Raw genomic sequence first — 24393 nt, forward strand, 5'->3', positions numbered from 1 at the left:
GACGTCTGTCGCCACTTTCTGTGCTTAAAAGAGCTCAACAGGCAAATCAGGCTCGATCGTGAGGCGGGATCCGTGCTGTTTCTGCAGGGCCTCGGCCCGCGCCACAGGCATGTCCACCGCGATCAGGGTGGGTCGTTCCGGCGGCCCGACGATCCGCCGTACCGTCACCTCGGCATCCCCGCCGAGCGCCCGCGCCAGGTCGGCGAGCACCGCCGGCTCGCCACCGATCATGTACGGCATGCGCCCGGACCGGCCACTGGCCGATCCGGGCTCCTCCGATGGCTTGATCACTGCGATGGCCGGCCCGGCTGACCCGCCCCGCCGACGAGGTTGACCACGTGCTGCACCTGCGCCATGCACGCCTCGAACTGCAGGTTTCGGTACAGGCGGACGGCCTGCACCATCGGCGGGATGGCCTCGGCGAGCTGAGGCGCCTGCGGCAGCGTCGCCTGCAGCCAGCCGTGCAGCTGCATCAGCGCCATCGCGCACTGCTGCTGCGGGTTTTGCGGCGCCAGGGCGACACCCCCGAAGGGCATGCTCGACCAGCGCTCCTGTCCCACCATCGGCTCCATCCGATCCCCGCTTACTGGCCGATGCCCGCGAAGGCCGGCTGCTGCTGGGAAACCATCTGGCCTGGCACGCCGATGGGCTGCATCTGCTGCGGGATCATCTGCCCCTGCAGACCGACGGGCAACTGCTGGCCGAACTGCTGAGGCAGTTGCTGACCGTACTGCTGCTGAGGCAGTTGCTGACCATACTGCTGCGGCATCTGCTGGCCGAACGGCTGTTGCGGCAGCTGCTGACCGAACTGCTGCTGCGGCAGCTGCTGACCAAACTGCTGAACCTGCGGCATCTGCTGGCCAATGGGCTGCTGCATCTGCTGTTGCTCGATGGTCGTGAGGATCTGCCGGACAACGCCCGGCCCGTACCGCAGGCCGCAGCGGGCAATTTTGTCCCAAAAAGTCACAGGGCTCGTCTGGTGCTCCTGTGGGAAGATCTGCTCGCCTGCCACCTGGAAGGGCTGCAGTTGTGCACCCTGCATACCACCGGGAACACCCATGGGTGTCATGCCCTGCTGGCCGTACTGCTGCTGAAGGTGCGGCGGGATCTGCTGGCCGTACTGCTGCTGCTGAAGGTGCGGCGGGATCTGCTGACCGTACTGCTGCAGTTGGAGGTGCGGCGGAATTTGCTGGCCGTACAGTTGGGTCTGGAACGGTTGGGTTGCGAAAGTCATGGATCTCTCCTTCGGAAGGGGCGCCTCCGCCCGCCTGCACAGTTGTTGCAGACTTTCGGTTACTTACCGTGCCTGACGATCAATAAATGGGCTCTGCCGTAATAGTCGCGCCAAGCCCGATACCGGCCATGGACAGAGCGAATGGCGAATCAGGTCTCTCGCAAACACTCAAACGAGCCAAAGAATCACCTGTATTCAGCAATGCCCGACCCGACGTACAGGTGATTCTTGCTCTGCTGCTCGCAATTACCGCCAACGGACCCGACCCCCGCACCGGACCCGGTCTCCACCGAACCCGGGCGGTTCACGGGACCGCGCTCGCCGCCAGATCGTTGAGAGTGGCGTTGACCACGGGCCAGCAGATCTCCACCGTGTCCCGGTTGGGGGGATCGCTCATTCTCACCTGAAGATGCGGATGAACGAGATTCCGGTAATCACGAAGGGCATGCGAGAACTTCTGGACGTCCACCCCGATAAAGCCATGCTGTCTGGCCTGCTCGATAAGATCACGCAACGACCTCTGTTGGGGCGGCTGCCCCAGTCGCGCGGTCAGCACATCTAGCAGCACCCCTTCGACAAGACTTCCCAACATGATGATCGCTGCGACATGGCAGCCGTTCTCGGTGCACGTCCGAGCCTCATCCAGGCGCGCTTGGAGAATCTTGGCGTACTGCGGATCGACGACCACCTGCGCCATGGTCACCTTCAACGTCACCGGGGCCAGCGAGCCTGGCGATGCGGAGGCGGGATCGCACTCGATGATGCGGGGCCGTCCTCCGGGGCGCTCCACTTTGTAGCCTTCGTGGACCAGCAGGGCGTTCACCGCCATGGTGATCTCTGCTACGGTGCTGGGCGGCTCACCCAGATACTCCCTCGGATCCGACAGCCGGAGGATGGCGCGCTCCATGGCTTCGGGCTGGTCTCGCCGTTCCCGCAGCCGTTCGACGATCCATTCGCGGCGAGGTTCCCCGCCGTATTCCGGGACGTCCGTCCAGCCCGCATCACGCAGGAACTTCGCCAGCTCGTACCCCTGGCGGCGATATGCGGTGTCATCTCCGCAGATGAGCCGTGCTATCTGCCGGATCGTGTTGTCGTCAAGGCGCTCCATGGTCCCCCTCTCCTTCTTCATGATCGAGGGGCAGCCAGTCCGACGGCCTGGGCGACGTTGTCCGCCAGGCGCCCGGCTGGATGCCGCGCCGGTCAAGCTCACGCCACAAAGGTTCCAGCGCTGTTTCGGGGTCGAGGGAGAAGTCGCCTTCGCGCAGCCTCCACAGCTCCCAGCCGGCGCGTCTGAGCTCCTGCTCTCTCACGATGTCGGCCCGTACCTGCTCGGGCGTGCTGTGCCACCGGCGGCCATCACATTCGACACCCAGCCTGCTTTTCGCCCCACTCACCACGAGATCGATACGCTTGCCGCCGCCTACCGGCACCTGGGGGATCACGTGGTAGCCGCGGTCGCGGATCCGGAGGAAGACCCGCTGTTCGAAAAGGGAGTCAAAGGACTGGTGCCGTTGGTCTGGGCGCACGTCGTCCAACCCGATCTGATGTGGGTCGACTACCGCGGGGTCCAGCATCCAGGTCAGCAGGGAGTGACGAAGATCTCGCGGATCGAGGCGATGCGCCGGAACCGATGTGAACAGCCACAGTTGGTCCCGCGCTCGGCTGGCGGCCACGTTGAACCGGCGTCGCTGATCCCTGGAACCGGCGATTCTCGGCGGGTTGGCCACGACCAGCGACAGCAGAACGACATCACGCTGATCGCCCTGGAAGTCGGGCGGCCCTCCCACACGGAGCCGCCGCTTTTCGACCTCGGCGATGTCGATCCGTTCGCTGATGAGGCGTTCCAGGACGCGGATCTGCCCTGTTCCACCCTGCAGGGTGATGACGCCGAAGGTCTTGCGGTCGTAACGAGGATCGGCGAAGAGCGTGGCGAGCGTCTCCACGATCCGCTCGGCTTCCACGGGGTTGCGCAGGCGATCGTCGGCCCCTTCCGTGTACGCGCCCTCGACCTGGACCACCTGCAGGGGATCCAATCGGTCCGCGCCGAACTGACGCAGGGGGACGAGACGTCCACCGTAGAACTGGTTCGACCAACCGATGATCTCCGGCATGCATCGGTAGTGATCGCTTAACCGGACCACGTCAGGGAAGCGTGCGGACAGCAACGCGTAGAGGTTTGACGTCGGAGCGATGTCGTCGCGGAACGCCGGCCGCACGTCGGGCATGTACCGATCGATCTGATCGTGGATGGGTTGCAGCTCGCCGTACTGAATGGCGCCGGGGGCGCACTGTTGGTCGTCACCGACGACGATGACGTGCGGGGCCAGCCAGAGCAGGAACGCGGAGTCGACGCGCAACTGGCTGGCCTCATCGACGATGACCACATCGAAGCAATCGGGCTGGGGACGGATCGTCTCCACCACCAAGGGCAGCGGCATGATCCAGGCCGGGACGGCCTCTTGAGCGATCGACATGGCGTCGCGGATGGCCAGGCGGCGCCGCTCGCCGTATCGCTTGCTGGTCCCCTTGCCGTAATCACTCATGCGGTTCTTGTAGCTCTGAAGACCCATCCGCTGGTCTTGTGTCATCCGGCTGAGGCAGCGCATCCACGCTTCGGCCGCAGCCAGCTCGGCCGTGACAGTTTCCACGGCGCGCTCGGCATCCTCCAGTGCGCTCATGAGCTCCTGGTCACGACCGGGAGTACTCAGACCTCGGCAAAAGGCGTCCGCCAGCCCCCATTCCCAGGCCTGTGAAAGATCGGCCAGCCGGTCGCTCCAGACCGGGTCCGCAGGCGCGTCGCTGATGGCAGTGGCGAGCCTCGGATGCGTCAGGCGCAGCGTTTCCATGAGCTCGTCGCAGCGCTCCTGCTCGGCTCGATGCCTGATCGCCTCTGCCAGGCGATTGACCGCCTGCTCGTAAGCGTGGACATCACGGCTCCTGACCGCGTCCCGGAGCGCGCGCGCCTCCGGCCCGACCTCAGCCATGGCCGGGGCCATTGTGAGCTCGAGCGCCTCGAGATCAGCCGCGGCCTGGTTTGCCGCGGCCTGCGACCTACCCCATTCGATGTTGTCGAGAAGCTCATCCCATCCTTGGGGAGTGTTAAGGGGGTGCCGGAGGCCGCTGCCGCGCAAAGCCGCGCCTATGTGCTGCACCGCGGCGCTGAACTCCCGGATGCTTGCCAACTGGGTGGCTCTGTCGCACAACTCGGACAGCCTCACCGGCAATGGTCCCGACGTGGGCTGGAGCCCTGCGTGCTGCCAGTGCATGTCCAGTGCCTCGGCGACCTCATGGGCTCGAAGATGGACCAGGAGGGCGTCGGCCTGATCGTAGGTCCGAGGGGATTCGCCGTCCACGGCGCAGCCAGCGAGAAGCCGCTCGGCATCGCGCACGGCGCGTGGACGCATCAGACGCCGGCTCTTGCCCTCGTCGACCAGGTGCTCACACAACTCCATGCAAGCGCGTGCCATCGCGGCGACCTTTCCACGAGGCAGATCGGGGATGGTGACCTGGCGAAGGCCCAGGGATGCCAGCTCTTGCTGATGTTCGACCGCCTGCCGGGCCACCTGGTGGAGGTGCTGCCACAGGGCCTGGTCACGTTCCGCGAGCACGTCACGGAGCGCGCGTGCGCGCCAGTCGCTTTCGTCCCATCGCATGGCCTGCTGAGCGATGCCCAGGCGATGCTGCGCGTTCAGCGCCTGCCGCGTGCAGAGCTCGATGGCGTGTACTCGCTCAGGTGTCAACCGGCCCAGTTGCTCGCCCAGCGGTGACGGCATGATCGCGTTCTGCGCGGCAACGGCAGTGGTAAGTGCGGCGAATTCCGCCGGAGAGATGAGATCCGATATGTCTGGAAGGAACGCGTGACGCAGCCGCAAACGCGCTGGTGTGGCCCCCTTGAGCAGGCCGGCGAGCTCCATGGCCGCAGAAGGCGTGAGTGGGGGTGGCGCCTGCGCCGACTCGGGGAGTGGCGCTATCCAGGCGAAACGGTCGGCGTTCGATCGCACCGAGTCCACGATGTCGGCCCGCGTGCCCGCGTATCGCGAGCTGACCGTGAAGCGGACGGTCTCGCTCTCGCGCAGAGTGAAGATCTCATTCTGGACGCGGGCGTGTCGGCTCAGGGCTTGGGCTCGCTGCTGCCGCAACTGGGCGATGTCCTGTCGAAGCTGTCGGGGATCGCTGCTGCATACGCGGTCTGACAGAGCGGTGATGGTACGTTCCAGCTCGTCCGCTCCACGGCTGTACTGGTGCGAGTACTGGACACAAAGCTCCCGAAGAGGCTCAGGGAGCATGGCGCGAACCACCGAGAGCGCCTGGTCCTTGGCGCTGGTGACCAGCACCCTCTTGCCGGACGCGAGCAGGGCGGCGAGGAGATTGGCGATGGTGTGCGTCTTGCCTGTCCCCGGTGGACCTTGAACGACGACCGCGGTGTCGCTCTGCAGACGTTGCAGCACAGACCGCTGTGCCGTGTTGGCAGGGAGAGGGAAGAGTGGTTCCTCACCGAGAAGAAGGTCGGCGCGCCCACCCGATCTGGTCCGCCACGCGATGCGCTCGGCCTTCTCCAGCCCGAACACCAACTGAGCCAGCCCAAGCGGGGCGGAAGCGTCTGGACTTTCGAGGGATTCGAGGATCTTCTCATAGTTCTCGGCGAGGAGGTTGGCATCCCGCTGGCGGAGTATCAGCGCTGGGGCCAGGGCGATGACCGTTTCCCCTTCCCTCGCTTCGGGCGCCTGCCACTCGCCGGTGAAGCGCGCACCTTCCTCCAACGCTCTCGTCTGCCACTTTTCCAGGATTGCGACCATCTCTTCTGACAGCGGGTGGAGAGGATGGCGATGCAGTTCCTGCCAGAGGGATTCGACCCTCTCGGCGACGAAGCCGTCCTGGGCGTTCAGAAACTGACGGTCTTCGCTGCGGGGGACGGCTTCCTCGGGGATCGCCACCGTGATCATGGTGGTGGAGCGATCGATGGAGAGGTCCACCCTCAAGGTGATCAGGTGCCGGCGGATCGGCTCGCGCCCTGGTAGGTCCATACAGAGGAGGCCCAGGCCGAGGACTGCTTCGAGGGTGTCATCGTGCTGGCTCAGCCGACGGGCCGCATCAGCAAGATCACGATGCAGCTCGCGGTGCGGGCGTGCGCGGAGTTCCGTGTCCGCCCACTGCTGCCATGAGGCCAGCCACTTCTCATACGCCAGAGTCTCCGAGGTACTGCTGATCGCGGGAATATCCGGCTCGGGGTTGGCTGGAGCCGGATCAAGGAGGCTGGGTGGCCTTTCCGGGTCGGTCAGGTGGCGGCGGTCGATGCGTCCAGCCAGGACGTCCGGCGGCTCTGGCGGTGGACGGCGAGGCTCGAACGCCACTTCAAGGAGGATGGCGCCGTTGCGCTCATCCAGTCTTTTCACCCCTTCTGGGAGGTCTGCGAGCCACCAGCAATTCTGGTACGCCATGCAGTCGCGGACCGTCCGCTTTCCCGCGTTGACGAGGTCGCGCAGGTATCTGATGAGGCCGATGGTGGTCTGGACGACCTGAGGGTCACGTGCAGTTCTCGCGGATGGTGGCTGCATTTCGTGCGGCGCCCTTCTGACGAGCCAGCTTTTCAGAATCCATGGAGGTCGGCCCAATCTCAAGCACGAGCTTCGAAGTGGCCATAACGGATGCCCGAGACATCCCAATAGCACTGCCCTCATCGGGAAATATGTTCAGACGCCCTGGTGAGCGTCTACGTGATCGACTGCAGTATCACCGCGGTGGTCCACTCATCCCGCCCCGTGAGCCCCATGCGCTGACGTGCCGTGCGCAGCATCTGCACCAGCTGGGCGTGCGACGCGGTCAGAGGTGCTCGCGTCGCAGTGGCCTGCGCCTGGATAGCGGCTTCGACCGCCTGCGCGCACACCCGTGTCATACCGCTGCGTGTTCTCCGCCAGTGTCCCCTGACACGCACCATGAGTGGACCGTACGGAACGGCTATCACGTCGTCCAGCACACGAATGGAGATGATTTGCTTGCCCTGTTCATACCGGCCCGGCCTCGGTCCATGTGGCACGATGTCGGGACCGGCTCGCCAGCTGGACCCGCGAGCGCGCCAGAGTTACCTGCTTCGCTGGAAACACGGTGGAAAGGTGTCCGATTGTCTCCTCATATGGAATTTTGCTTCATATGAGGAAACCGAGATAGCAATAACTCCTCTGATATGACCTACTTTGTCCGCGTCTACGACATCGACTTCATCCTCGCCCTCTTCCCCGCCTGGCCGACAAGTCCAGTGTCGAGCCGGCCAGCCGTTCGAAAGAGGAATGGCGCGACAACTGCCCCTGGGAGGGAGGCGCATGTTCGCCGCGGCGAACGCCGTCCCCCAACCGGCTCGCCCCTTCTGCGTACAGGCGTCGGAAACCCTTCGGCGCGTTCCGCCGGCCGCAGTCCGGGAACGCTTCCGCTCCTGTGATGAGCCTGCCGGCTACCACGTACAGGTGATCGACGGGTCAGCCCAGTCCGCGTGGTCGAAATCGGTTCCGTCCCCGCCATCTTCGACAACGAGATCGAGCGTGCTGGCGCCCGTAAGGTCCACCGCGATCTGCTGGGGCGGATCAGCGTGCGTGAGGAGTCCGCTCTCGTGGACCAGCGCGCCGTCGGCCAGCACCTTGAACACCACGGAGCCGCCGCCACCGGCCACCTCGGCGTCAATGCCGACCGTCGCGGTCAAGGATGTGCAGACTCCGCCGATGTAGTAGCGGACGTGACTGTTGGCGTGCACGCCGAGCCCGTGGGCATGTTCCACACCACCAAGGGTGATCGGTCCGCCGTCGTCGAGTTCGGCGCCGCCCACTGCGGCATTCAGTGCGACGGGGCCAAGACCGTTGGCGATGGAGGTGGAGGGCCAGTCGGAAAGGTAGCCGGTCTGCGCTGACGGCGTTTGAGTGGCCGGAGCCGGACTCGACGGCGCGGCTGTCGCGCCGACGGATGATCCCGGGTCGGCCGAGCCCAGGCGTGTGGCAGCCACCGCGAGTGCCGCGACGAGGGCGAGCATGACGGCCCCGGCTCCGATGACCACACGGCGCGTTCCGTTCCGGGGCGGTGTTGGATCCTCGGGTTCGACAGGCACGACCTCGGTGAGCACGCTCGTCCCCTCAGCGTGCCTGTCCTCGGCACTTTGAGCGGTGGTGACGGCACCTGGACCGGCGACGATCGGAGACGCAGGTGAAGAGCCGTACGCGCCGAGGAGGGAAGCGAGCCGGGCGGCATCCGGCCTGTCCTGCGGGGCCTTGGCGAGGCACCACGTGACGATCGGCCAAAGTTCGTCGGGGAAAGCAGCGGGACGGGCGAGTTCCTGCTCGGCGTGTGCCCGCAACACCGCGAGCGGATGCTCACCCGCGAACGGAGGAGCCCCGGTGACCAACTCATACAGAATGATCCCCAAGGCGTAGACATCCGCCGCCCCCGTTGGCGTACCTCCTGCGATGGTCTCCGGGGCCATGTAGGTCGGGGTTCCCAGGACAGTTCCACTCCTGGTGATCGACGTGCCCTGCAGCAGCCGGGCGATACCGAAGTCGGCCAGCAGGGGTGCGGGGGAAAGGAGCACGTTCTCAGGCTTGATGTCGCGATGGACGATGCCTGCCGCGTGCGCGGCGGACAAAGACTCAGCGATGGCTGCCACCATGTCCGCGGCCTCCGCCGGGGCAAGCGGACCGGCCTGCCGCAGCCGCTCACGCAGCGTCGGGCCCTCCACCAGATCCATGACCAGGGCGAGGGTGTCGCCGTCAACGATCAGATCGTGTACGCGGACCAGCCCGGGATGGTCGACGCCGACGAGTATGGATCGCTCTCTGACAAACCGTGCGACCACCTCGGGATCCGTCGCCGCGCTCGCGTGCACCACCTTGATCGCCACCGAGCCATCGGGCCCTCGTCCACGCCAGACAGTGCCGAAGGCCCCGCGCCCGAGCACCGACTCCGCCGTGTAGCGGCTACCAATCATGCGGGGCAAAGGCTCTCCACCAGCAAGGCCGCAGCGCGGCGTCCTCCATCGCGGCGATAATAACCATACGTCCACTTAGGACCCTAATCTGGCCATACGCGCAGTTTGCAGGCATGCGTCGACTGCCGAGTGATCCGGGACGCGGAAGGTCATGCGCGGACGAGAGTGACGGCATGCCCGGCTGGGCTGGTGACCTGCTCGATGGCGGTGCGTTGCAGGAGGGGCGGCGCGGTGGGGCGTCGGTCGAAGACGACGAGCGTGCCTTGTTTCAGATCGAGGCGGTCGAGGTAGCCGTCGAGTTGCGTCAAGCCGTCGGCGACGGGATCGGGCTGGCGGGGGCGGCGGACCTTGAGCTCGACCGCCTCCCACTGCCAGGCACGCTTGCCGTCCACATCGACGTAGGGCCATTGGACACAGATGTCCATCCGGCCTCGGCCGAGCGCGTACTCTCGGTCGATCACCCCGCCACCGTTGACCACCCGGTGCAGCCAGGCCATGAAGATCAAATGGCAGGCCGCCTCGTGGTAGGTCTCGCCGCTTTCCAGGATCTCCCCGTTGCGCCGCCAGAACTCCACGAACCCGGCCAGCACCGCGCGCATATCCATCCGTCCGTCCGGAGTGAGAAACGCGGGCCGGTCGATGCGGATGGCGGCCTCGGCCCGCTGGGCCAGCACCCGCAGCACGACCTCCTGGTAGATCGGATTGGCGACCTGGATGGGGTTGGACTGGGTGATCAGCCCCAGGTCGCGGGCATAGGCCAGGTCGTCGTCGTAGACGTCGGAAGCCAGGACACCACCGGTGATCAGCGGTTCGACGACACGCTGGATGCGCTCCTCGCGCAGCTTGGCGGACAGCGAGTCCAGATGGGTGGCCCGGGTGACGATGAGCCGCTCCACCGCCGCGTTCATGTGCTCATCGGTGATCGGCTGCGCGGCTGGGACGCGCATCTCCCGGATGATCTCGCGGGCCAGGGCGTTGACCAGCCACGGCTGTCCCCGAGAGGCATGGAAGGCCCGCTGAATCGCGTGCGGCGTGAACTCCTGACCGGTGGCGTCCGTATGCTGACCGTAGAGCTCGGCCACCTGCTCGAAAGTGAAATCGGCCGGCCTCATGGACTTGGCCAGGATGTTGAACGGCGATGGCCCGACCAGCCGGGACGGATCGCCCCCGGAGGCCGCCTTGTAGTCCCGCACGTCCCGCATCCCACACAGAGCCACGCTGTGCGGGAAGGGCAGTGACCAGGTGTTGTGCCCCTGGCGGAGCTGCCGCAGAACGCTGATCAGCTCGTCCCCCTGGAGGGCGTCGATCTCGTCGAAAAGCAGCACGATCGAGCGAGGGCACTCGGCCGCCCACGTGGAGAGCCCTCTGAGCAGGCGGGTGCCTCCCGGAGCCTCCGGCCACGGCTCCGGCGGCAGGCAGTTGTCCGGGAGGCCCGACAGCCGGGCCGTGGCCGCGATCTCGGAGAGTATGCGCACTTCGGCAGGGGCGTCCTCGGCAGCCATGGTGGAGGCGCTCTCGCAGGAGACGTACACCACCGCGTGCTCACCTTCGGCGCTCAACTCGGCGGCCAGCGCCTGGAGAGAGGTGGTCTTGCCGCTCTGCCTGGGCCCGCGAACGACGAAGTATTTCCCTTCGTCGACCAGTTCCTTCGCCTCAGGGATCCGAGGGACCGGGGGCAGCATGAAGTGCTTGCCAGGTCGGCACGGGCCCGTCGTATTGAAGGACTTCACCCTGTGTACGGTAGCCGTTACGGCGCATGTTCGCGGACTGCTCTTTCACCGGCAACCCGGTAACCGCCAGCCCGACGATGAGGCGTTGAATCTCCGACGTGCCCTCGAAGAGGGTGTAGATCTTGGGGGATCCCTCCGCCACCAGCACTAACAGCGCGATCAAGCCGCTGACCTGGTATTTTGCACGACGTCGTTCTGCAGCGTCACGCGCTTCCTTTCATCCTCTGACGGCACAGCGACGGAAAAGGCTGGCGTCGAAGCCCTCATGTAAGCACACACTGCGCGATCACTCACAGTAGTCAATCTCTCGCATCCGCGATCTGGTTCATTGCCCCGAAGGCGCTCGCTCGTAGTGAGCACCAAAGCCGTCAAGATAACGACAGACCTGCCTCCTCGATCGCCCGCTTGTTCGCCTCGGAGATCATCCCCGCGTCGGCCACGATGTGACATCGGCGGGCCGGCGAGCCGTCATGAACGCCCGGACCACCGTGCGTCTCAGCCTTATTGCCCTCGCAGGCCTGCACCATCAGCGGGAACCCGCAGGCATCGGTCAGCAGCCCGCGTCGTAGAGCACCAGCGAGGCCGGTCCCAGACGGGCGTGCGTCGCGCACGCCTCGGCCAGGGCCGTGCGCCAGCGTTCTGCCGCATGCAGCGGCAGCCGGCGTTTCACCGTCGCATACGACACCGAGGTGATGCCCGCTTCGTCCAGCACGCGCAGGCTGTCCTGCTTGCTGGTCGGTTCGATCACTCGAGCGAGCACCAGCTGCCAGAACACCTCATCACCCTCGGCCGCGGTCTCAAACCCAAGCGCGGCGTAAGCGCGGGACAGGGCATCCCACAGGTGCCCCATCCGCGAACTGGCGATCTCCAGCGGCCCGCCCGCGGCCGGCCGGTCATCCAGCCCAAGATCCAGCTCTTCCTGCCCAGCGGCCAGCCGCTGACGCGATGGCCTCGACCTGTCCGTCATGGTCGGCGGCACTCTGTAGACGATCAGCGGCAGAAGCGTGGGCGAGGATGCCGACGCTGCGGCTGAGCACGAACAGCCCCCGGGCTAGCGGCGCGGGAAAGCCCAGCTCGGCGTAGACGACCGCGGTCGCACCGTCGACGTTCATCGGCACCGGCGCGATCAGCTCCTCGGTCTCCAGCGGGGCCCGCATGTGCTCTTCTCCATGCGGGACTTCCGCCAGTAAGGCGACTACTGCCACGCATGAAGGTCCGGCGGCGACCCGCCGGCGCTTCGCGATCTTTCATACGATCACGGTGTGCGTGGTGGGAATGGGCTGCTCGAGGTCGAATTGGTCGGGATGAAGCGGTCTCGTGCTGGCGGACTACACCGAGAAGCGCGGCTACCCCGCCCTGCGATCCCCCGGCTGATGCTCCGGCTACTGATCTGCGGCTACACCACCGGCGTCCGCTGGAACAGGGGCTTAAGCAACAACGCACTAGCCAGTGGCGATGGCGGCTGAAGAACGCCTGGGCTTACCACCGCCACTGGTCGTGCGGATGTGAGTGACGTAGGGAGATCAGAGTGGCGACCCTGTCGCCACGGACTACGCCGACCTGACGGGCATCCGGCGCAGAGAACCGTTGACACTCAGGCCGGACGGGTGGGACACCCCAGACGATGTCCTATCCGGGCGAGCTTCTCCATGAAGGCCGCACGCGTGCTGTCGGCGAAACCGACGAACATGCGGTTGGCGAGCGGCACACCCCAGCGCGCCCACCGCGCCACGTTGAAGACGCGATGCACGAGCAGCGTCCCTTCGGGATGCGGTTCGACGCTCCATTCGCCCCGATACCACCAGCCGCCCTGCAAGGAGATGGTGTGACCGGCCACCTCCACGGTGGAGGTGTGGCCGGGGAAGTCTTCGACGGTGAAGCGGCCGGAGCGCCTGCCGCCGGGCAGTAATTCGTCGGCCATGGCGCCGCAGACCTTGGCGACCGGCGCCTCGATGATCCCGGCCACCTCGGCGAGCAGCTTCTTCTTGGTCACGACGTCACCCTGGTGTTCTGGAAGGAGGCGAAGCGCCAGCCTTCGGGGGTGCGTACGGCGGTGAGGGTGACGATCGAGTCGCGCCGGCGGCCGTCCACGGCGGTGCCGCCCTGGGAGATCAGCAGCGCGGCGCCGTCGGCCAGCGGCTTGACTTCGACGTCGCTGTCGGGGGCGGCCATGGTGGAGCCCTTGAGCGGCCCTTCGAACAGCCATCGGTGCGAGGACTCGATGGCCTGTCGCCCCTGGGTGTGCGTGCCGTCGAAGGAGATGTAGTCGGCGTCTTCGGTGAACCGCGCGGCGTAAGCGGTGGCGTCACCTGCGTTCCACGCCTCGACTAGACAGGTGAGCATGGTGATGATCTCCGCGGTGGCGGACATGGCGCAACTCCTTGTGGTCGCGGCGCCTATCCTGAGGTTGCGACTCCAGGCAGGGCAGGCGCCTTGTTCGGATGTCCGGCTGTCAGGGTGTTGGCGCACCCTGACAGCCGCTTCTCATGATTCGTCGAGCACGTTTTCCAGCTGGTCGCGGTTGAAGGTGCCCGACCAGTCGAGTTCGCCCGACTCCAGGCGGGCGATGAGCCGCCTGATCCAGGCCAGCTCGGTCTCGGTCAGGGCCCGCTCGTAGTCGAGCTCGATCGTCAGGACGTCGGGCAGACCGCTGTCGCGCAGGGCTCTCAGGTGTCCGTTCAGCCCGGCGAGGTTTCCTTCGAGTGCCGCCTCCCTGGTGCGTAGGGACTGCAACGCGTCGGGCACCGGGAGGACGCCGATGAGCGAGACGGCCGCGGTGAAGACGCGGCGCTCGCCACCCGGGTTCTCCAGGAGCGCTCGGAGCCTGGTCGCCAGTTCGTGGCGGCCCTCGTCAGTGATCTCATAGATGGTGCGTTCGGGCCGGCGGCCTTCCCTGCTGGTCTCGACGGGGACGATCAGCTCCTCGCCGGCCAGCTTGTCGACCGCGTGGTAGAGGCTTCTCGGCAGCCCCGTCACGTAGTCCTTGTGCGTGTTGACGATGAAGCGGTGCAGCTCGTACGGGTGGCCGGGACGTACCGACAGCATGGCCAGCACGGTCAGGCCGACCAGGTCGGGACGTCGTGCCATGACTCTCCTTTCTTAGTGCAGTTTGCACTATAGCTCAGGAGTATCGCTATAGTGCAAAATACCATATTGAAGGAGGCACTAGAATGAAGATCATGGTCATCGGCTCTACCGGCCGCACCGGCAAGCACGTCCTGACGCAAGGCGTCAAACGTGGACACGAGATCGCCGCCTTCGCCCGCCGGCCGGAACTGCTCGCCGCCCGCACCGGGCTGGCAGGTGTGCACCAGGGCGACGCGCACGACCTCGAGGCCGTACGCCGGGCCGTACAGGGGCAGGACGCCGTCATCGCCGCGGTCGGCGGCAGCCGGATCGCCGCCACCCTCATCACCGCCATGCACGAGCACGGCGTACGGCGGGTGGTGATGACGAGCAGCCGCTCCGTGACCGCCACCCGGCCCCGCCTCGCGGTCTCCCTGGCATGGCTGTTCCTCCGCGAGGCGTACGCGGACCTCGCACGCGCCGAGGGCATGCTGCAGGTCAGCGGGCTCGACTGGAGCATCGCCCGCGCCACGATGCTCAACGACAAGCCGCCCGCCGGGCGCGTGCACATCGACTTCGAGGCCAACGCCACGGGCGGCGCGATGCAGCTCTCGCGCGCCGACTACGCGATGGCGCTGCTCGACACCGTCGAGGATCCCGCCCTGATCGGCAAGGCCCTCGGTATCTGCGGCCCGCGATAGCATCGCTCACACGGTGGCACCATCCAGTAATGGTGCCCTACCCCGGAACAGCTCGCTGTCGCACAACTCATTGGCGTACCCGGAGACGACCACGATAGCCCGGCAGGCGTGCAGGGCCTCGGCCATGGCGGCGATGACCTCCAACGCCTCCCGGCACTCCAGCGATTCCCGGAAGCACCTCCGCCATGAGCTGGTCGGCGCGCTGATGCCGACTCACCCGGAGCGCCATCTGCTGGAGGGCCGGCAGGAGTGGAGCTTGATCGTTTACCTCGTCGCCGCGCACGGCGAGCGCCCAGATCCGCTTGGTAACCGGGTGTCGACGTCAGTTCAACCCTTCGTTGATAAGCTCCAGGGCCTACGGCCAGGCCGTAGGCGGCCAACGGCAGGCAGGCATGCCGTCCTCAATGCCCTCGGCGTATCCATTCCTGCACGTGAGGCTGCTCGGCGCCGATCGTGGTGTCGGGTCCGTGGCCGGTGTGCACGATCGTCTCGAGCTGCAGGACGAGCAGTCTGTCGCGGATCGAGGCGATGATCGTCTCGAACGACGAGTATGAGCGCCCGGTCGCGCCCGGCCCTCCCTGAAAGAGGGTGTCCCCGGTGAAGACGGCGCCAAGGTCGGGCACGTGGAAGGAGCAGGCGCCGGGAGCGTGGCCCGGTGTGTGGAGCACGCGCACTTCCGTGCCCGCCACCGCGATGATGAGAACCGAGGCGCCGATCACCCCGGTGATGCCCAGCTCATCCATGATGTCGGAGACCACGCTGGTGGCGTCGGCGATGCCCTTGAATCCCTCGATCAGGCCCTGGAGCGGCCGCGGGGTGCGCAGGAGACGAATCCGCTCGGGGCTGATCTTTCCGGTCAGCTTCGGCAGCACGTCTTCAGCGGGAGCGTCTATCATGTTGCGAAATCCTTCTGACATTGTGGGCGCCACTCGCGGTAACCGGTCTTGATACTCGGCGTGGCGCGTTCCCGCTGATAGTTGCCCAGTTGCCCCGGATGGGTCCAATTCAGAGTCTGAGGGGATCGTCATCACTCAGGTGAATAACGTACGGCTCGACCTCAACCTCCTTCTGGTGATCGAGGCCATCATGCTGGAGCGGAACGTGACGCGCGCCGCGGCCAGCCTGTCGATGAGCCAGCCGGCCGTCAGCAACGCGCTTAGGCGCGCTCGGAAGCTGACGCAGGACCAGCTGTTCCTCAGAGTCGCCGACGGCGTCCAGCCGACCTCGCGGATGCTGGCCATCTGGCCTGAGCTTCATCGTTCCCTGGCCGTGATCCGGGCCTCGATCGCACCCCACCACTTCGACCCCAGCTCGGACCCGACCAGCTTCCGCCTCGCGGTCACCGACAGCCTCACGGCGGAAGCGGTCTGCGGCATCACTCTGAAGCTGAGGGCCGCGTCGACCTATGCTCGCGTCGCGTTCTCCTTCCACACGAACGCCAGCTCTCTCGACGGAATCGAGCGCGGCACACTGGACTGCGCGGTCGGCATGTTTCCGGCGCTTCCTCGTGGCATTCATGTGCAGGGTCTTCGTACAGATCACTACGTGTGCGTGATGCAACGCGGACACGCGCTGATGAGAGAGATGACCCTGGATCAGTTCGCGGCGGCCGCCCACGTGCTGGTGACCCCGTCAGGCATGGATCTGAGCGCGATCGACGGCTGGCTCAGCTTGCAGGGACACGCACGGACGATCGTCGCCGTCGTCAACCACTTCGCCGACGCGTTGCGGATCGTCGCCGAAAGCGATCTGCTGACCTGTGTGCCGAGCGGCTTTGTCACTGGACCCGGCCAGATGCTCATCGCGCGGCACGGATTGGTCGTCCGCGACTTGCCCTTCGAAACCGAGAAGCTGATTTACAAGCTCGTCTGGCATGAGCGGCTGCACACCCACCCAGCTCACCAATGGTTCCGCTCGCTCGTCGCAGAGGTTTGTGGACCGCCTGCCGACACGGCGGACCTCCGGACCGCGAAGGTCGGTGTCGCGGAGGCCAACGGTTCTTGATCTCCCGGTGTACCTGAGTGCCGGGAGAGCAGGTGGCGGGATGCTTCCCTCATCCCTTCACCCCCCGAGAAGGACGCCCTTGTTCACTTTCATGGCCTCCCGCCAACTGCTGGAGACACCGAGGCGGGGGCGGCCGACATCGGCCCGATGCCGCTCCACGGCCGCCGGACCGATGGAAACGGCCAGGAAACACCCGCCGCCCTACAAAAGATCCCGCACGCAACGAAGGGATCATCATCATGAACCACGCCATAACGGCACGCCACGTCGCCGGCCTGGCCTGCACGATGCTGACGTTGGCCGTCGCCGCCACGCCCGCGACCGCGACCGCCGCCACGTCGAAGGTGGGGGACGTGCAGCGGGCCCTGGACGTACTCGCCCGGACCAGCGGGGTGGTGGGGACGATCGGGGAGGTCTACGTGGACGGGAGGCGCGTCGGCAAGGGCTCGGCGGGTTCGCGGCTCCTCGACGGCAAGGGCGGGCGCATCCCCGCCGACTCCCGCTACCGGATCGGGTCGCAGACCAAGCGGCTGACGGCCACGGTGGTGCTCCAGCTGGTCAAGGAGGGCAAGCTGGGGCTGGAGGACAAGCTGAGCGACCTCTTGCCGGAGGTGGTGAGCCAGGACGCCGTGGAGCGGGCCGACGAGATTACGGTACGGCAGCTGATCCGGCACACATCCGGCATCCCGAACTGGTTCACTCCCAAGCTCGTCGATATATACGACTTCACCACCTATTACCCGCCGATCGAGCTGGTGAAGAAGTCACGCAGCCAGCCGCGCACCGGGGAGCCGGGCGAGAAGTACTTCTACTCCAACACCAACTACATGCTGCTCGGCATGATCATCGAGAAGGTGACCGGCCGCTCGCTGGCCGCCGAATTCGCCCGCCGGCTCTTCGTCCCGCTCGGGATGAGCCGCACGTACCTGCCGGTCAAGCCGCCGGAGGGCATCAAGGGCCCGCACGGGCACGGTTACAGCACCGACGCCGAAGGCAAGGTGCACGACATGGACCGGCTCAACGCCAGCTTCGGGCACGGCGCCGGAGGCGTGATCTCCACCGCGCGCGACATCAGCGCGTTCTCCCGCGCCTTCCACCAGGGCAAACTGCTCCCACCGGCCCTGCAGAAGCTGATCACCGACCCGCCCGAGAACACCCCTGCCCCGACGCCCATGTGCGGAGGCGACCCACAACTGCAGGTGACCGCAGGCGGCGCCGCCGGCTTCACCGCCGTCACCGTCAGCTCCACCGACGGCCGCATCCAGTTCGCGATGTCCACCACGACGAGCAATCAGGACCCCGCCGCCACCGGCCGAGCCATCAACCAGGCGGCCGAAGCCGTCCTCTGCCCCGGCAAGTAGGGCAGCCTGGCCCCTCAACCCTCCGAGCCCCCAGGCCCGCGGGCCGGCCACCTGGGCACTGCTGTGGTCAGGCCCCAGTCGTGCTTCCAGGTCGGGCTGACCCTCGACTGCCGAGAATTTCCTGATCAACAATGGGCTCAGAGCCGTGGTCGACCCGCTCGTCGCAGGCTGGAGTGCGATTTGACGTGTCCAAGGAGCGTCTGATCACCGCGTTGTGGGACAGTCCCTCTCCTTCGGCTGTCGCTAACCTGCGCACACCAACCCGCCCCCGAACAGGTGGACACCGCCGGCCGGGGCCGCGGAGGGCCGCTGGCCGGCTCCTCCGAGTGGGTCGCCCAGCAGCTCGCCGAGGCCACTGAGACGGGGCTGATCCCCGACCCGGACGCTGTCCGCGCGGTCTGGGACGACGCCGCCGTCGCGCCCGGCTGGGCCGGGCCGGCACTATGGCTCCACGGCGACCTGCATCCGGCCAACGTCCTCACCGCGGACGGCACCATCTGCGGCGTGATCGACTTCGGCGACCTGTTCGCCGGCGATCCGGCCGTCGACCTCGCCGCCGCCTGGATTCTGCTGCCGGACGGCACCGCCGACCGCTTCTTTCGCGCCTGCCGGCCGACCCCGGACGTCGCGACCCTGCGCCGCCTCATCGCAGCGGCCCATCGCTGATCAATCGCCTCTCCACACGCTCGAATGCCTTCGCGCCGGACCCCACCATGCTCGGCATGCTGGGGTCGATGGTGCCTGACGTGCCTTAACGACCTTCATGCGACTGACCAGCAGATTCGTTTGACAACCCCGATAATCCATCGCAGTACGACGGGATCGGAAGGCCGCGATCAGAGCGGTCCGAGGAGCTCATGCGGATCGGCGTCGAGGTCCAGCGTTGACAGGACGCCCAGGAGTTCGCGCTCCTCGTACCGGAAATGGGACTCCATGATCGCGGAGAGGCCGTCCAGGTGCATGGCCAGCTCGCTCGGCGTGGCGTCCGAGGTGATCGCATGGTCGAACCGCCCGAGCAGCATCGCGATCATCTCGTGGTCCTGCTGGAGCTTGGCGATCGTGGGCCGCAGCGACGGATGGCGCGCGGACAGTTCGGGAAAGAGCCCGACGTCTTCGCGCACGTGATGCCCGTCGAGGGCGGCACAGAATCCCTTGCAGTACAGCAGGAGGTCTGCCCGTGCCGCGGTGGTGTCCCCGGCTTCCAGGGATTCGCGCGCGAGGCGCAGTGCTCGATGCAGTCGTTGATGCGCCGCCTGCAGTTCAAGGTTCCAGGCTATGAGCCTGTTCTTCTCGCTCTCACCCACGGGTGGGGAACGGGGAAAGGGTCATCATGACCACCTTCCGGATCCGACGCCTCCATGCTTGACGCAGTCCGCCACCGACACGCGACGCTGCCTGGAACTCTAAACTGACGCCCCCCAGACGATCAACTCAGGCCGGCCGTCCCACAACATCGGTGTTCGCTTTCACCTTCACCGCCGCCGCCCAGGTCCCGGCCGCGGTCACCATCGCGTTGCTGGGCGGCTTCGGTTTCGCCATCGCACCGACTTCGACCTCTGTCCGGCGTCGCGGGTTCGGACGAAGCACCTGGACACGCGCGCGATGCAACGTTCCTTGGGCGCTGGCCAACGCGCCTTACGTGGCTGACAAGATCTCACTCTGACCTGCGAGAAGACGTCAATACCCTAGATAACCATCGCACCGGGGGTCCAACGTCGAGGTGAAGCGCTACCGCTATTGGCCGCCCGGGGCTCAGCAGCGGGCGCTCGTCCAGTGTGCCGCGGCTCAGCCGCGGGAGGCATCCTCCATGACCTTGCGCGCGTCGCGTTCGAACGACGCCCTCGCCCTGAGCGTGAGGAGCCCGCCGGCGACCATCGGGATCACCAGGATGTACATCCCGGCGAGCAACGACCCGAGCCGGTCCGAGGCGATGCCGACGACCAGGGAGCCGAAGGCGCCGCCGCCCGTGATGAGCAGTTGCAGGACGGCGAAGCCGAGGCCGCGTGAGGCGGCCGGGACCACGTCCGCCAGGCAGGCCGTCATGTTCGGGATCGCGATGGCCATCAGCGAGCTGGCGAGCAGGATCAGCACGGTCATCGCGCCGATCGACTCCATGGACAGCGCTCCGGCCAGGACCAACGAGCCGGCCGTGATACCGCTGCCGCCGGCCAGCAGGCGGCCGCCCTTGCGGGTGCCGTGCCACTTCCTGCCCAGCCAGGATCCGACCAGGGTGCCAGTCAGCGTGCCCGCGGCCGTGATCAGTCCGCTCAGCGAGCCCGCCGCGGCCGTGCCGACGCCGAGTGTGCGCACCATGAACGTGGGTAGCCAGTAGAAGATCCCGGCCAGGCCGAGGGTGAGCAGGGACAGGCCGGCGCAGACGAAGACCAGGGTGGGGATGGCGAGGACCTGCCGGAACTGCCGCCAGAACGGCGGCTTGGCCAGGGGCGCGGCGGAGGCGGTGGAAGTAGACGTGGCGGAGGCCGCGTGAGCGGGCGCGAGGGAGGCCGGGGACGCGTCGCCGGCCGCCACCAGGCGGTCGAGCTCGCCGCGGCGCGGCTCGCGCAGCAGCCAGACAAGCAGGGCCGTGAGCACGCCCGGCACCACCATGACGAGGAAGGCCGTACGCCACGAGAACGCCTCCGCCAGCACTCCGCCCAGCAGTGTCCCGACGCCCCCGAGGTGCATGGTGACGCGCGTGAGCCCATACGCCTTCGCCCGGCTGACCGGCGGATAGTAGTCGGCGAGCAGGCTCCCGGAGGCGGGGTTGTCGATGTTCTCAGCCGCCGCCAGCAGCACGCGCATCAGGGAGAACATCACGAACCCGGTGGCCAGGCCGGAGCCCAGCGTGGCGATCGCCCAGACGAGGACGACCACCGCGATGATCCGGGTACGGCTGAGCCGGTCCGCCAGATACCCGGCGGGCAAGGCCACGACGGCCGCCGCCAGGGCGGCGGCCGTCGGGATCGAGCCGGCGGCGGTGTCGCTGAAGCCCCAATCGCGCTGAACGGCAGGGAGCACGCCGATCAGCAGGTTGTGCTCCATCCGGTCCACGAATCCGACGATGAACAGGACGACCAGCGGCGCCCAGCCGAACGGCGCGCGTGAACGCGCGTCGATGGTGCCGGTGCGGGGCGAACCCAACGTCCCGACCATGCCCACCCTTCCGTAGGAGATTCTAGAATTCGCCGGGCTGATCGCTGCGTACGCGGCCGCTGTCAGGAGCGGGTTGCCGACGGCCGCGGCGCGCAAGCTCGTGTTGATCCAGCGCGCGGGGGCGACCTACATCGAGGACCGGAACGCCCGAGCGGTCAACGGTCTCGACTGACGCTGCCCTCCGCACCGCTGCGGGCGGGTGGTGGTGTCGGCAGCCTGGGCGGCATTCGAGATCCGCTTAGCTTGCCGACCGCGTCACCACCCGATGGCCGGTCACAACCTGCCGAGGGCCTTGGCCAGCGCAGTCGCGGTGGAGGCGATCACCTTGTCATCGTGCGGGGTGTTGTTGAGGTTGCGGTTGGTGAACACCGACAGGATGATCGGCGCGTTCGATCCGGGTGTCCAGACGATCGCCAGGTCGTTGGCGGTGCCGTAGTTGCTCGCGCCGCCGGTGCCGGTCTTGTCGCCGACCGTCCAGTCCTTGGGCAGTCCCGCCCGGATCCGATTGGCGCCGGTGAGGCTGGCCTTCAGCCAGCCGACCAGCCGCGCTTGGTCGCGGGTGTGGAGGGTCTTACCGGTGGTGAGCTTGGTGAAGGTCTGTGCGGCCGCCGCAGGGGTAGTGGTGTCGCGCTCTTCACCGGGCTTCCACTCGGTCAGCCTGGGCTCCGTCCGGTCCAGGCGACTCATCCGATCACCGGTGGCGCGGAAGAACTCGGTCAGCCCGCGCGGCCCGCCGATCTGCTTCAGCAGCGTGTTGCCCGCGAAGCCGTCGGATTTGGTGATCCCGGCGCGGCACAGCTGTGCGGGTGTCATGCCGGTGTCGGTGTATTCGGTGGTCTCTGGGGAGTTCGCCGTCAGCTCGGCCATCTCGGCAGGCTTCCAGCGAATCACCTTGTCCATCAGCCCGGGGTCGCTGGTGCGCGCTTTGTGCAGCACTGCCGCGCACGCGAACACCTTGAACATGGAGTTGAACGGGAAGCGCTCGTCGGCCCGGTAGCCGACCGTTCTCCCGGTCTCCAGGTCAATGCCCACCGCGCCGATACGCCCGTCGTAGGACTTCTCGAGTTCCTGCAGCGTCTTGTTCAGGTCGGAGCCGGAGGGGGCGTTGCTCCCCGTCTGGGCGGCGACGCTGATGGTACTCGTCTTGCCGGTGACGGCACCCGCCGCATAGGCGGGGCAGCCCAGCAGCGCAGAAGCGGTCAATATCACGACCGCTGGTCGCAGTCGGAGATGTCGTGTCATGCCGAAGAGAAGATCAGAAACTACCCAGGAACGTCCAATATTGATATGGATCATTCTGTCATATCGATATGGATATCGATAGTCGCCTCAAGCGCAAATGACGCTGGCGAATGCCCAACGCTCCACTTTGGGCTCATGGCGGCTACCCGAGTGTCAGGCCAGAAAGGCCGCTTCATGTTCGCGGTCCTGGCCACGGCTGTGTAGTACGGGTTGGAGTTACGCGCCTCAAGATCGGTCGCTCCACCGCCTATGAGGCGCTGGCCCGACGCTGAGTGAGCAGCGGATATGCCGCCCCTCGGCCCGTTTCCGCCAGTTCACCGCGCCCCAGGTTGGGGCCGGGTTCGCGCGGGGTTGCCGTAACCGTGGCCCTCGCGGGTGTGGTGGGCATTGTGGGGACGGACGATGACAGGGTGAGCGCTGCGAGCGAACACCATGCGCAAGCCAGGTCGGGAAAGGCTGTCCACCAGATGCCGTCTGACGTGCAGTGCGGCATCGCTGGAGGCAGGACAGAGAATTCGCGAGACGGTGCTCGTAGCGGCGGCTTCGGGTGTCAACCGGTGAGGTAGCCGCCCGACGCGTCGATGTCCGTGCCCAGCACGGCGGTCGCGTCGTCGGAGGCCAGCCACATCACCACCCTTGCCATCTCCTGTGGCCGTACGATCCGCTTGATCGGGTAGTCCTGCGCGATCTGCTCGTACGTCACCCCGAACGCCTTCGCCGCTCGCTCCAGCATCGGCGTGTCCACGGCGCCGGGGGCCAGCGCGTTGATCCGGATGTTCTTGTCGGCGTACTCCAGCGCGGCCACCTTCGTCAACGACGCCACGGCATGCTTGCTCGCGTTGTACGGCGAGATCGTCGCGAACCCCACCTCGGCCGAGATCGAGGCGGTGTTGACGATGATCCCGGCGCCCTGCTGGAGCATGTGCGAGATCTCGTACTTCATCGCCAGGAACACCCCGGCCGCGTTCGTGCGCCAGACCTGCTCGAAGTCGTTCAGCGTCTGCTCGTGCAGCGGCGCCGCCTTCGGGCTCTCGATTCCGGCGTTGTTGAAGGCGATGTCGATGCGCCCGTACCGGCGTACGCAAGTGGCCACCAACGCCCGCACGTCATCTTCCTTCGACACGTCGGCCCGCATGTACGTTGCCTCACCGCCGAACTGCCGGATCTCCCGCTCGTGGCGGTGGCCGAGCTCCTCACGCCGCCCGCAGAAGAACACCTGCGCTCCGTGCCTGGCCAGCTCGTACGCGGTGGCCTGCCCGATGCCCGACGTGGCGCCGGTGATGAGCACCACCTTGCCGGCGAAGCGCCCTCGGGGGTCGGCCCTGCCGGTGGACGGGGCGGGCGGGTTCTGGGTGTTGGCCAGGGCGGGCGCTGCCGCGGAAACGACGCCGGCGGCCAGCGCCACCGCGCCCGTGGCGCCGGTCGTGAGGATCGCCCGCCGCGACGGCTGCGGCTGTTCGGTCATGACGTCTCTCCGCTTCGTGGGAATGGGATCGATCATCATGCTCGCCGGTGGACCACCTTATGGTCCAATACCTGTGGTTATAACCATCGGTTATCGCCCGTCGACGAGCGGCCGCCTGCTGTCACCGCCCGAGCCATCCCGCTGGCGCGTCAGCACCATGGCCGCCCCACCGCCGCCCATGTCGCTGATCCACTGCATCATCGATGACATCAGTGACAGGTCCTTATTGCCGGTCGGGGTCACGCTGTGGGTGCTGGCCTGGCTGGCGCTGCGCCGGGTCCTCAATGCCACCGCTCTGGGAGTACGACGTGGCCGGGCTCATCTGGTACTACGGTCCGTCGTTGCTCGTCATCGCCGCCACCTGGTCGGGGTTGCGGCAGGCCCGGGACATGAGCGAACGTCGAGACGCCGCCTCCGGCAGTGGCCGCGCTCGCGCAGGAACCCAAGCCCACGCGGGAGCCTGAGATGGAAAGC

23 protein-coding genes and 1 pseudogene are annotated in these 24393 nt (G+C 66.8%); 5 read left to right on the plus strand and 19 right to left on the minus strand.

Annotated features, from left to right (window positions below; genetic code table 11):
* Positions 1–24: 24 nt before the first annotated feature.
* The 13 genes and pseudogenes from OHA25_RS42640 to OHA25_RS42700 all read right to left on the minus strand — a co-directional run bounded on the left by OHA25_RS42640 (position 25) and on the right by OHA25_RS42700 (position 14014).
* Entirely contained in the window at positions 25–231 is a 207-nt protein-coding gene (locus OHA25_RS42640) for a hypothetical protein (RefSeq protein ID WP_327582595.1), read from the minus strand.
* Positions 232–287: 56 nt separating this feature from the next.
* Entirely contained in the window at positions 288–563 is a 276-nt protein-coding gene (locus tag OHA25_RS42645; RefSeq protein WP_327582596.1) for a hypothetical protein, read from the minus strand.
* 20 nt (positions 564–583) lie between these two features.
* A complete protein-coding gene (locus OHA25_RS42650) occupies positions 584–1234 on the minus strand; it encodes a hypothetical protein (RefSeq protein WP_327582597.1) in 651 nt (216 codons plus the stop codon).
* A 304-nt stretch (positions 1235–1538) separates the two neighbouring features.
* A complete protein-coding gene (locus OHA25_RS42655) occupies positions 1539–2342 on the minus strand; it encodes a hypothetical protein (RefSeq protein ID WP_327582598.1) in 804 nt (267 codons plus the stop codon).
* Positions 2329–6627 carry an AAA domain-containing protein gene (locus OHA25_RS42660; protein ID WP_327582599.1) on the minus strand — a complete coding sequence of 1433 codons (4299 nt, stop codon included), beginning with the start codon at positions 6625–6627 and terminating at the stop codon, positions 2329–2331. The genes OHA25_RS42655 and OHA25_RS42660 overlap by 14 nt, the downstream gene beginning before the upstream one ends.
* A gap of 1052 nt (positions 6628–7679) precedes the next feature.
* Complete coding sequence (locus tag OHA25_RS42665; RefSeq protein ID WP_327582600.1) at positions 7680–9197, minus strand: protein kinase domain-containing protein; 1518 nt, start codon at positions 9195–9197, stop codon at positions 7680–7682.
* Positions 9198–9346: 149 nt separating this feature from the next.
* Complete coding sequence (locus OHA25_RS42670; RefSeq protein ID WP_327582601.1) at positions 9347–10879, minus strand: ATP-binding protein; 1533 nt, start codon at positions 10877–10879, stop codon at positions 9347–9349.
* Positions 10851–11090: a hypothetical protein gene (locus OHA25_RS42675; RefSeq protein WP_327582602.1), complete on the minus strand. Its 240-nt coding sequence runs from the start codon at positions 11088–11090 to the stop codon at positions 10851–10853. The genes OHA25_RS42670 and OHA25_RS42675 overlap by 29 nt, the downstream gene beginning before the upstream one ends.
* A 214-nt stretch (positions 11091–11304) precedes the next feature.
* Positions 11305–11867, minus strand: a pseudogene (locus tag OHA25_RS61645) (IS1634 family transposase); the annotation flags it as partial.
* Positions 11821–12084, minus strand: a complete 264-nt coding sequence (locus OHA25_RS42685) for a citrate/2-methylcitrate synthase (protein WP_327582604.1) — start codon at positions 12082–12084, stop codon at positions 11821–11823. The pseudogene OHA25_RS61645 and the gene OHA25_RS42685, both read right to left, overlap by 47 nt.
* A 437-nt stretch (positions 12085–12521) precedes the next feature.
* Entirely contained in the window at positions 12522–12920 is a 399-nt protein-coding gene (locus OHA25_RS42690) for a hypothetical protein (protein ID WP_327582605.1), read from the minus strand.
* Positions 12917–13297 carry an SgcJ/EcaC family oxidoreductase gene (locus OHA25_RS42695; RefSeq protein ID WP_327582606.1) on the minus strand — a complete coding sequence of 127 codons (381 nt, stop codon included), beginning with the start codon at positions 13295–13297 and terminating at the stop codon, positions 12917–12919. The genes OHA25_RS42690 and OHA25_RS42695 overlap by 4 nt, the downstream gene beginning before the upstream one ends.
* Positions 13298–13411: 114 nt before the next feature.
* Positions 13412–14014, minus strand: a complete 603-nt coding sequence (locus tag OHA25_RS42700) for a PadR family transcriptional regulator (RefSeq protein ID WP_327582607.1) — start codon at positions 14012–14014, stop codon at positions 13412–13414.
* Positions 14015–14097: 83 nt separating this feature from the next.
* On the opposite strand from OHA25_RS42700, the gene OHA25_RS42705 reads away from it, so the two are divergent.
* Positions 14098–14694 (plus strand): NAD(P)-dependent oxidoreductase, encoded by a 597-nt coding sequence (locus OHA25_RS42705; RefSeq protein WP_327582608.1) that lies wholly within the window; start codon positions 14098–14100, stop codon positions 14692–14694.
* 401 nt (positions 14695–15095) lie between these two features.
* Here OHA25_RS42705 and OHA25_RS42710 read toward each other — a convergent pair whose 3' ends face one another.
* Positions 15096–15590, minus strand: coding sequence for an MBL fold metallo-hydrolase (locus OHA25_RS42710; RefSeq protein WP_327582609.1), 495 nt, complete (start codon positions 15588–15590; stop codon positions 15096–15098).
* Positions 15591–15729: 139 nt separating this feature from the next.
* On the opposite strand from OHA25_RS42710, the gene OHA25_RS42715 reads away from it, so the two are divergent.
* The 3 genes from OHA25_RS42715 (at position 15730) to OHA25_RS42725 (ending at position 18725) form a co-directional block, all read left to right on the plus strand.
* Positions 15730–16698, plus strand: a complete 969-nt coding sequence (locus OHA25_RS42715) for a LysR family transcriptional regulator (RefSeq protein WP_327582610.1) — start codon at positions 15730–15732, stop codon at positions 16696–16698.
* A gap of 239 nt (positions 16699–16937) precedes the next feature.
* Positions 16938–18059, plus strand: a complete 1122-nt coding sequence (locus OHA25_RS42720; protein ID WP_327582611.1) for a serine hydrolase domain-containing protein — start codon at positions 16938–16940, stop codon at positions 18057–18059.
* A 276-nt stretch (positions 18060–18335) separates the two neighbouring features.
* Entirely contained in the window at positions 18336–18725 is a 390-nt protein-coding gene (locus OHA25_RS42725; RefSeq protein WP_442941951.1) for a phosphotransferase, read from the plus strand.
* 170 nt (positions 18726–18895) lie between these two features.
* On the opposite strand, the gene OHA25_RS42730 is transcribed toward OHA25_RS42725, so the two are convergent.
* The 5 genes from OHA25_RS42730 to OHA25_RS42750 all read right to left on the minus strand — a co-directional run bounded on the left by OHA25_RS42730 (position 18896) and on the right by OHA25_RS42750 (position 24210).
* The gene (locus tag OHA25_RS42730; RefSeq protein ID WP_327582612.1) at positions 18896–19363 is read right to left on the minus strand and encodes a hemerythrin domain-containing protein; all 468 of its coding nucleotides are present in this window, start codon (positions 19361–19363) and stop codon (positions 18896–18898) included.
* A 481-nt stretch (positions 19364–19844) separates the two neighbouring features.
* On the minus strand, positions 19845–21212 hold the full coding sequence (locus OHA25_RS42735; protein WP_327582613.1) for an MFS transporter: 1368 nt from the start codon (positions 21210–21212) through the stop codon (positions 19845–19847).
* Positions 21213–21485: 273 nt separating this feature from the next.
* Positions 21486–22454: a class A beta-lactamase gene (bla, locus tag OHA25_RS42740; RefSeq protein WP_327582614.1), complete on the minus strand. Its 969-nt coding sequence runs from the start codon at positions 22452–22454 to the stop codon at positions 21486–21488.
* Positions 22455–23004: 550 nt separating this feature from the next.
* Entirely contained in the window at positions 23005–23919 is a 915-nt protein-coding gene (locus OHA25_RS42745) for an SDR family NAD(P)-dependent oxidoreductase (RefSeq protein ID WP_327582615.1), read from the minus strand.
* Positions 23920–24009: 90 nt separating this feature from the next.
* On the minus strand, positions 24010–24210 hold the full coding sequence (locus OHA25_RS42750; protein ID WP_327582616.1) for a hypothetical protein: 201 nt from the start codon (positions 24208–24210) through the stop codon (positions 24010–24012).
* Between OHA25_RS42750 and OHA25_RS42755 the strand changes: the two genes are divergently transcribed.
* Positions 24204–24383, plus strand: coding sequence for a hypothetical protein (locus OHA25_RS42755; protein ID WP_327582617.1), 180 nt, complete (start codon positions 24204–24206; stop codon positions 24381–24383). The two genes, OHA25_RS42750 and OHA25_RS42755, sit on opposite strands and share 7 nt — an antisense overlap.
* Positions 24384–24393 lie beyond the last annotated feature (10 nt).

This window comes from Nonomuraea sp. NBC_00507, from assembly GCF_036013525.1.
In the GTDB taxonomy this organism is placed as follows: Bacteria; Actinomycetota; Actinomycetes; order Streptosporangiales; family Streptosporangiaceae; genus Nonomuraea.

Coding starts and splice junctions, on each gene's coding strand:
- OHA25_RS42735 (WP_327582613.1), bottom strand. CDS start 21,212: ATGGTCGGGACGTTGGGTTCGCCCCGCACCGGCACCATCGACGCGCGT.
- OHA25_RS42685 (WP_327582604.1), bottom strand. CDS start 12,084: ATGCGGGCCCCGCTGGAGACCGAGGAGCTGATCGCGCCGGTGCCGATG.
- OHA25_RS42640 (WP_327582595.1), bottom strand. CDS start 231: ATGATCGGTGGCGAGCCGGCGGTGCTCGCCGACCTGGCGCGGGCGCTC.
- OHA25_RS42755 (WP_327582617.1), top strand. CDS start 24,204: ATGCCACCGCTCTGGGAGTACGACGTGGCCGGGCTCATCTGGTACTAC.
- OHA25_RS42645 (WP_327582596.1), bottom strand. CDS start 563: ATGGTGGGACAGGAGCGCTGGTCGAGCATGCCCTTCGGGGGTGTCGCC.
- OHA25_RS42670 (WP_327582601.1), bottom strand. CDS start 10,879: ATGCTGCCCCCGGTCCCTCGGATCCCTGAGGCGAAGGAACTGGTCGAC.
- OHA25_RS42705 (WP_327582608.1), top strand. CDS start 14,098: ATGAAGATCATGGTCATCGGCTCTACCGGCCGCACCGGCAAGCACGTC.
- bla (WP_327582614.1), bottom strand. CDS start 22,454: ATGACACGACATCTCCGACTGCGACCAGCGGTCGTGATATTGACCGCT.
- OHA25_RS42665 (WP_327582600.1), bottom strand. CDS start 9,197: ATGATTGGTAGCCGCTACACGGCGGAGTCGGTGCTCGGGCGCGGGGCC.
- OHA25_RS42710 (WP_327582609.1), bottom strand. CDS start 15,590: ATGATAGACGCTCCCGCTGAAGACGTGCTGCCGAAGCTGACCGGAAAG.
- OHA25_RS42745 (WP_327582615.1), bottom strand. CDS start 23,919: ATGACCGAACAGCCGCAGCCGTCGCGGCGGGCGATCCTCACGACCGGC.
- OHA25_RS42695 (WP_327582606.1), bottom strand. CDS start 13,297: ATGTCCGCCACCGCGGAGATCATCACCATGCTCACCTGTCTAGTCGAG.
- OHA25_RS42655 (WP_327582598.1), bottom strand. CDS start 2,342: ATGGAGCGCCTTGACGACAACACGATCCGGCAGATAGCACGGCTCATC.
- OHA25_RS42720 (WP_327582611.1), top strand. CDS start 16,938: ATGAACCACGCCATAACGGCACGCCACGTCGCCGGCCTGGCCTGCACG.
- OHA25_RS42700 (WP_327582607.1), bottom strand. CDS start 14,014: ATGGCACGACGTCCCGACCTGGTCGGCCTGACCGTGCTGGCCATGCTG.
- OHA25_RS42650 (WP_327582597.1), bottom strand. CDS start 1,234: ATGACTTTCGCAACCCAACCGTTCCAGACCCAACTGTACGGCCAGCAA.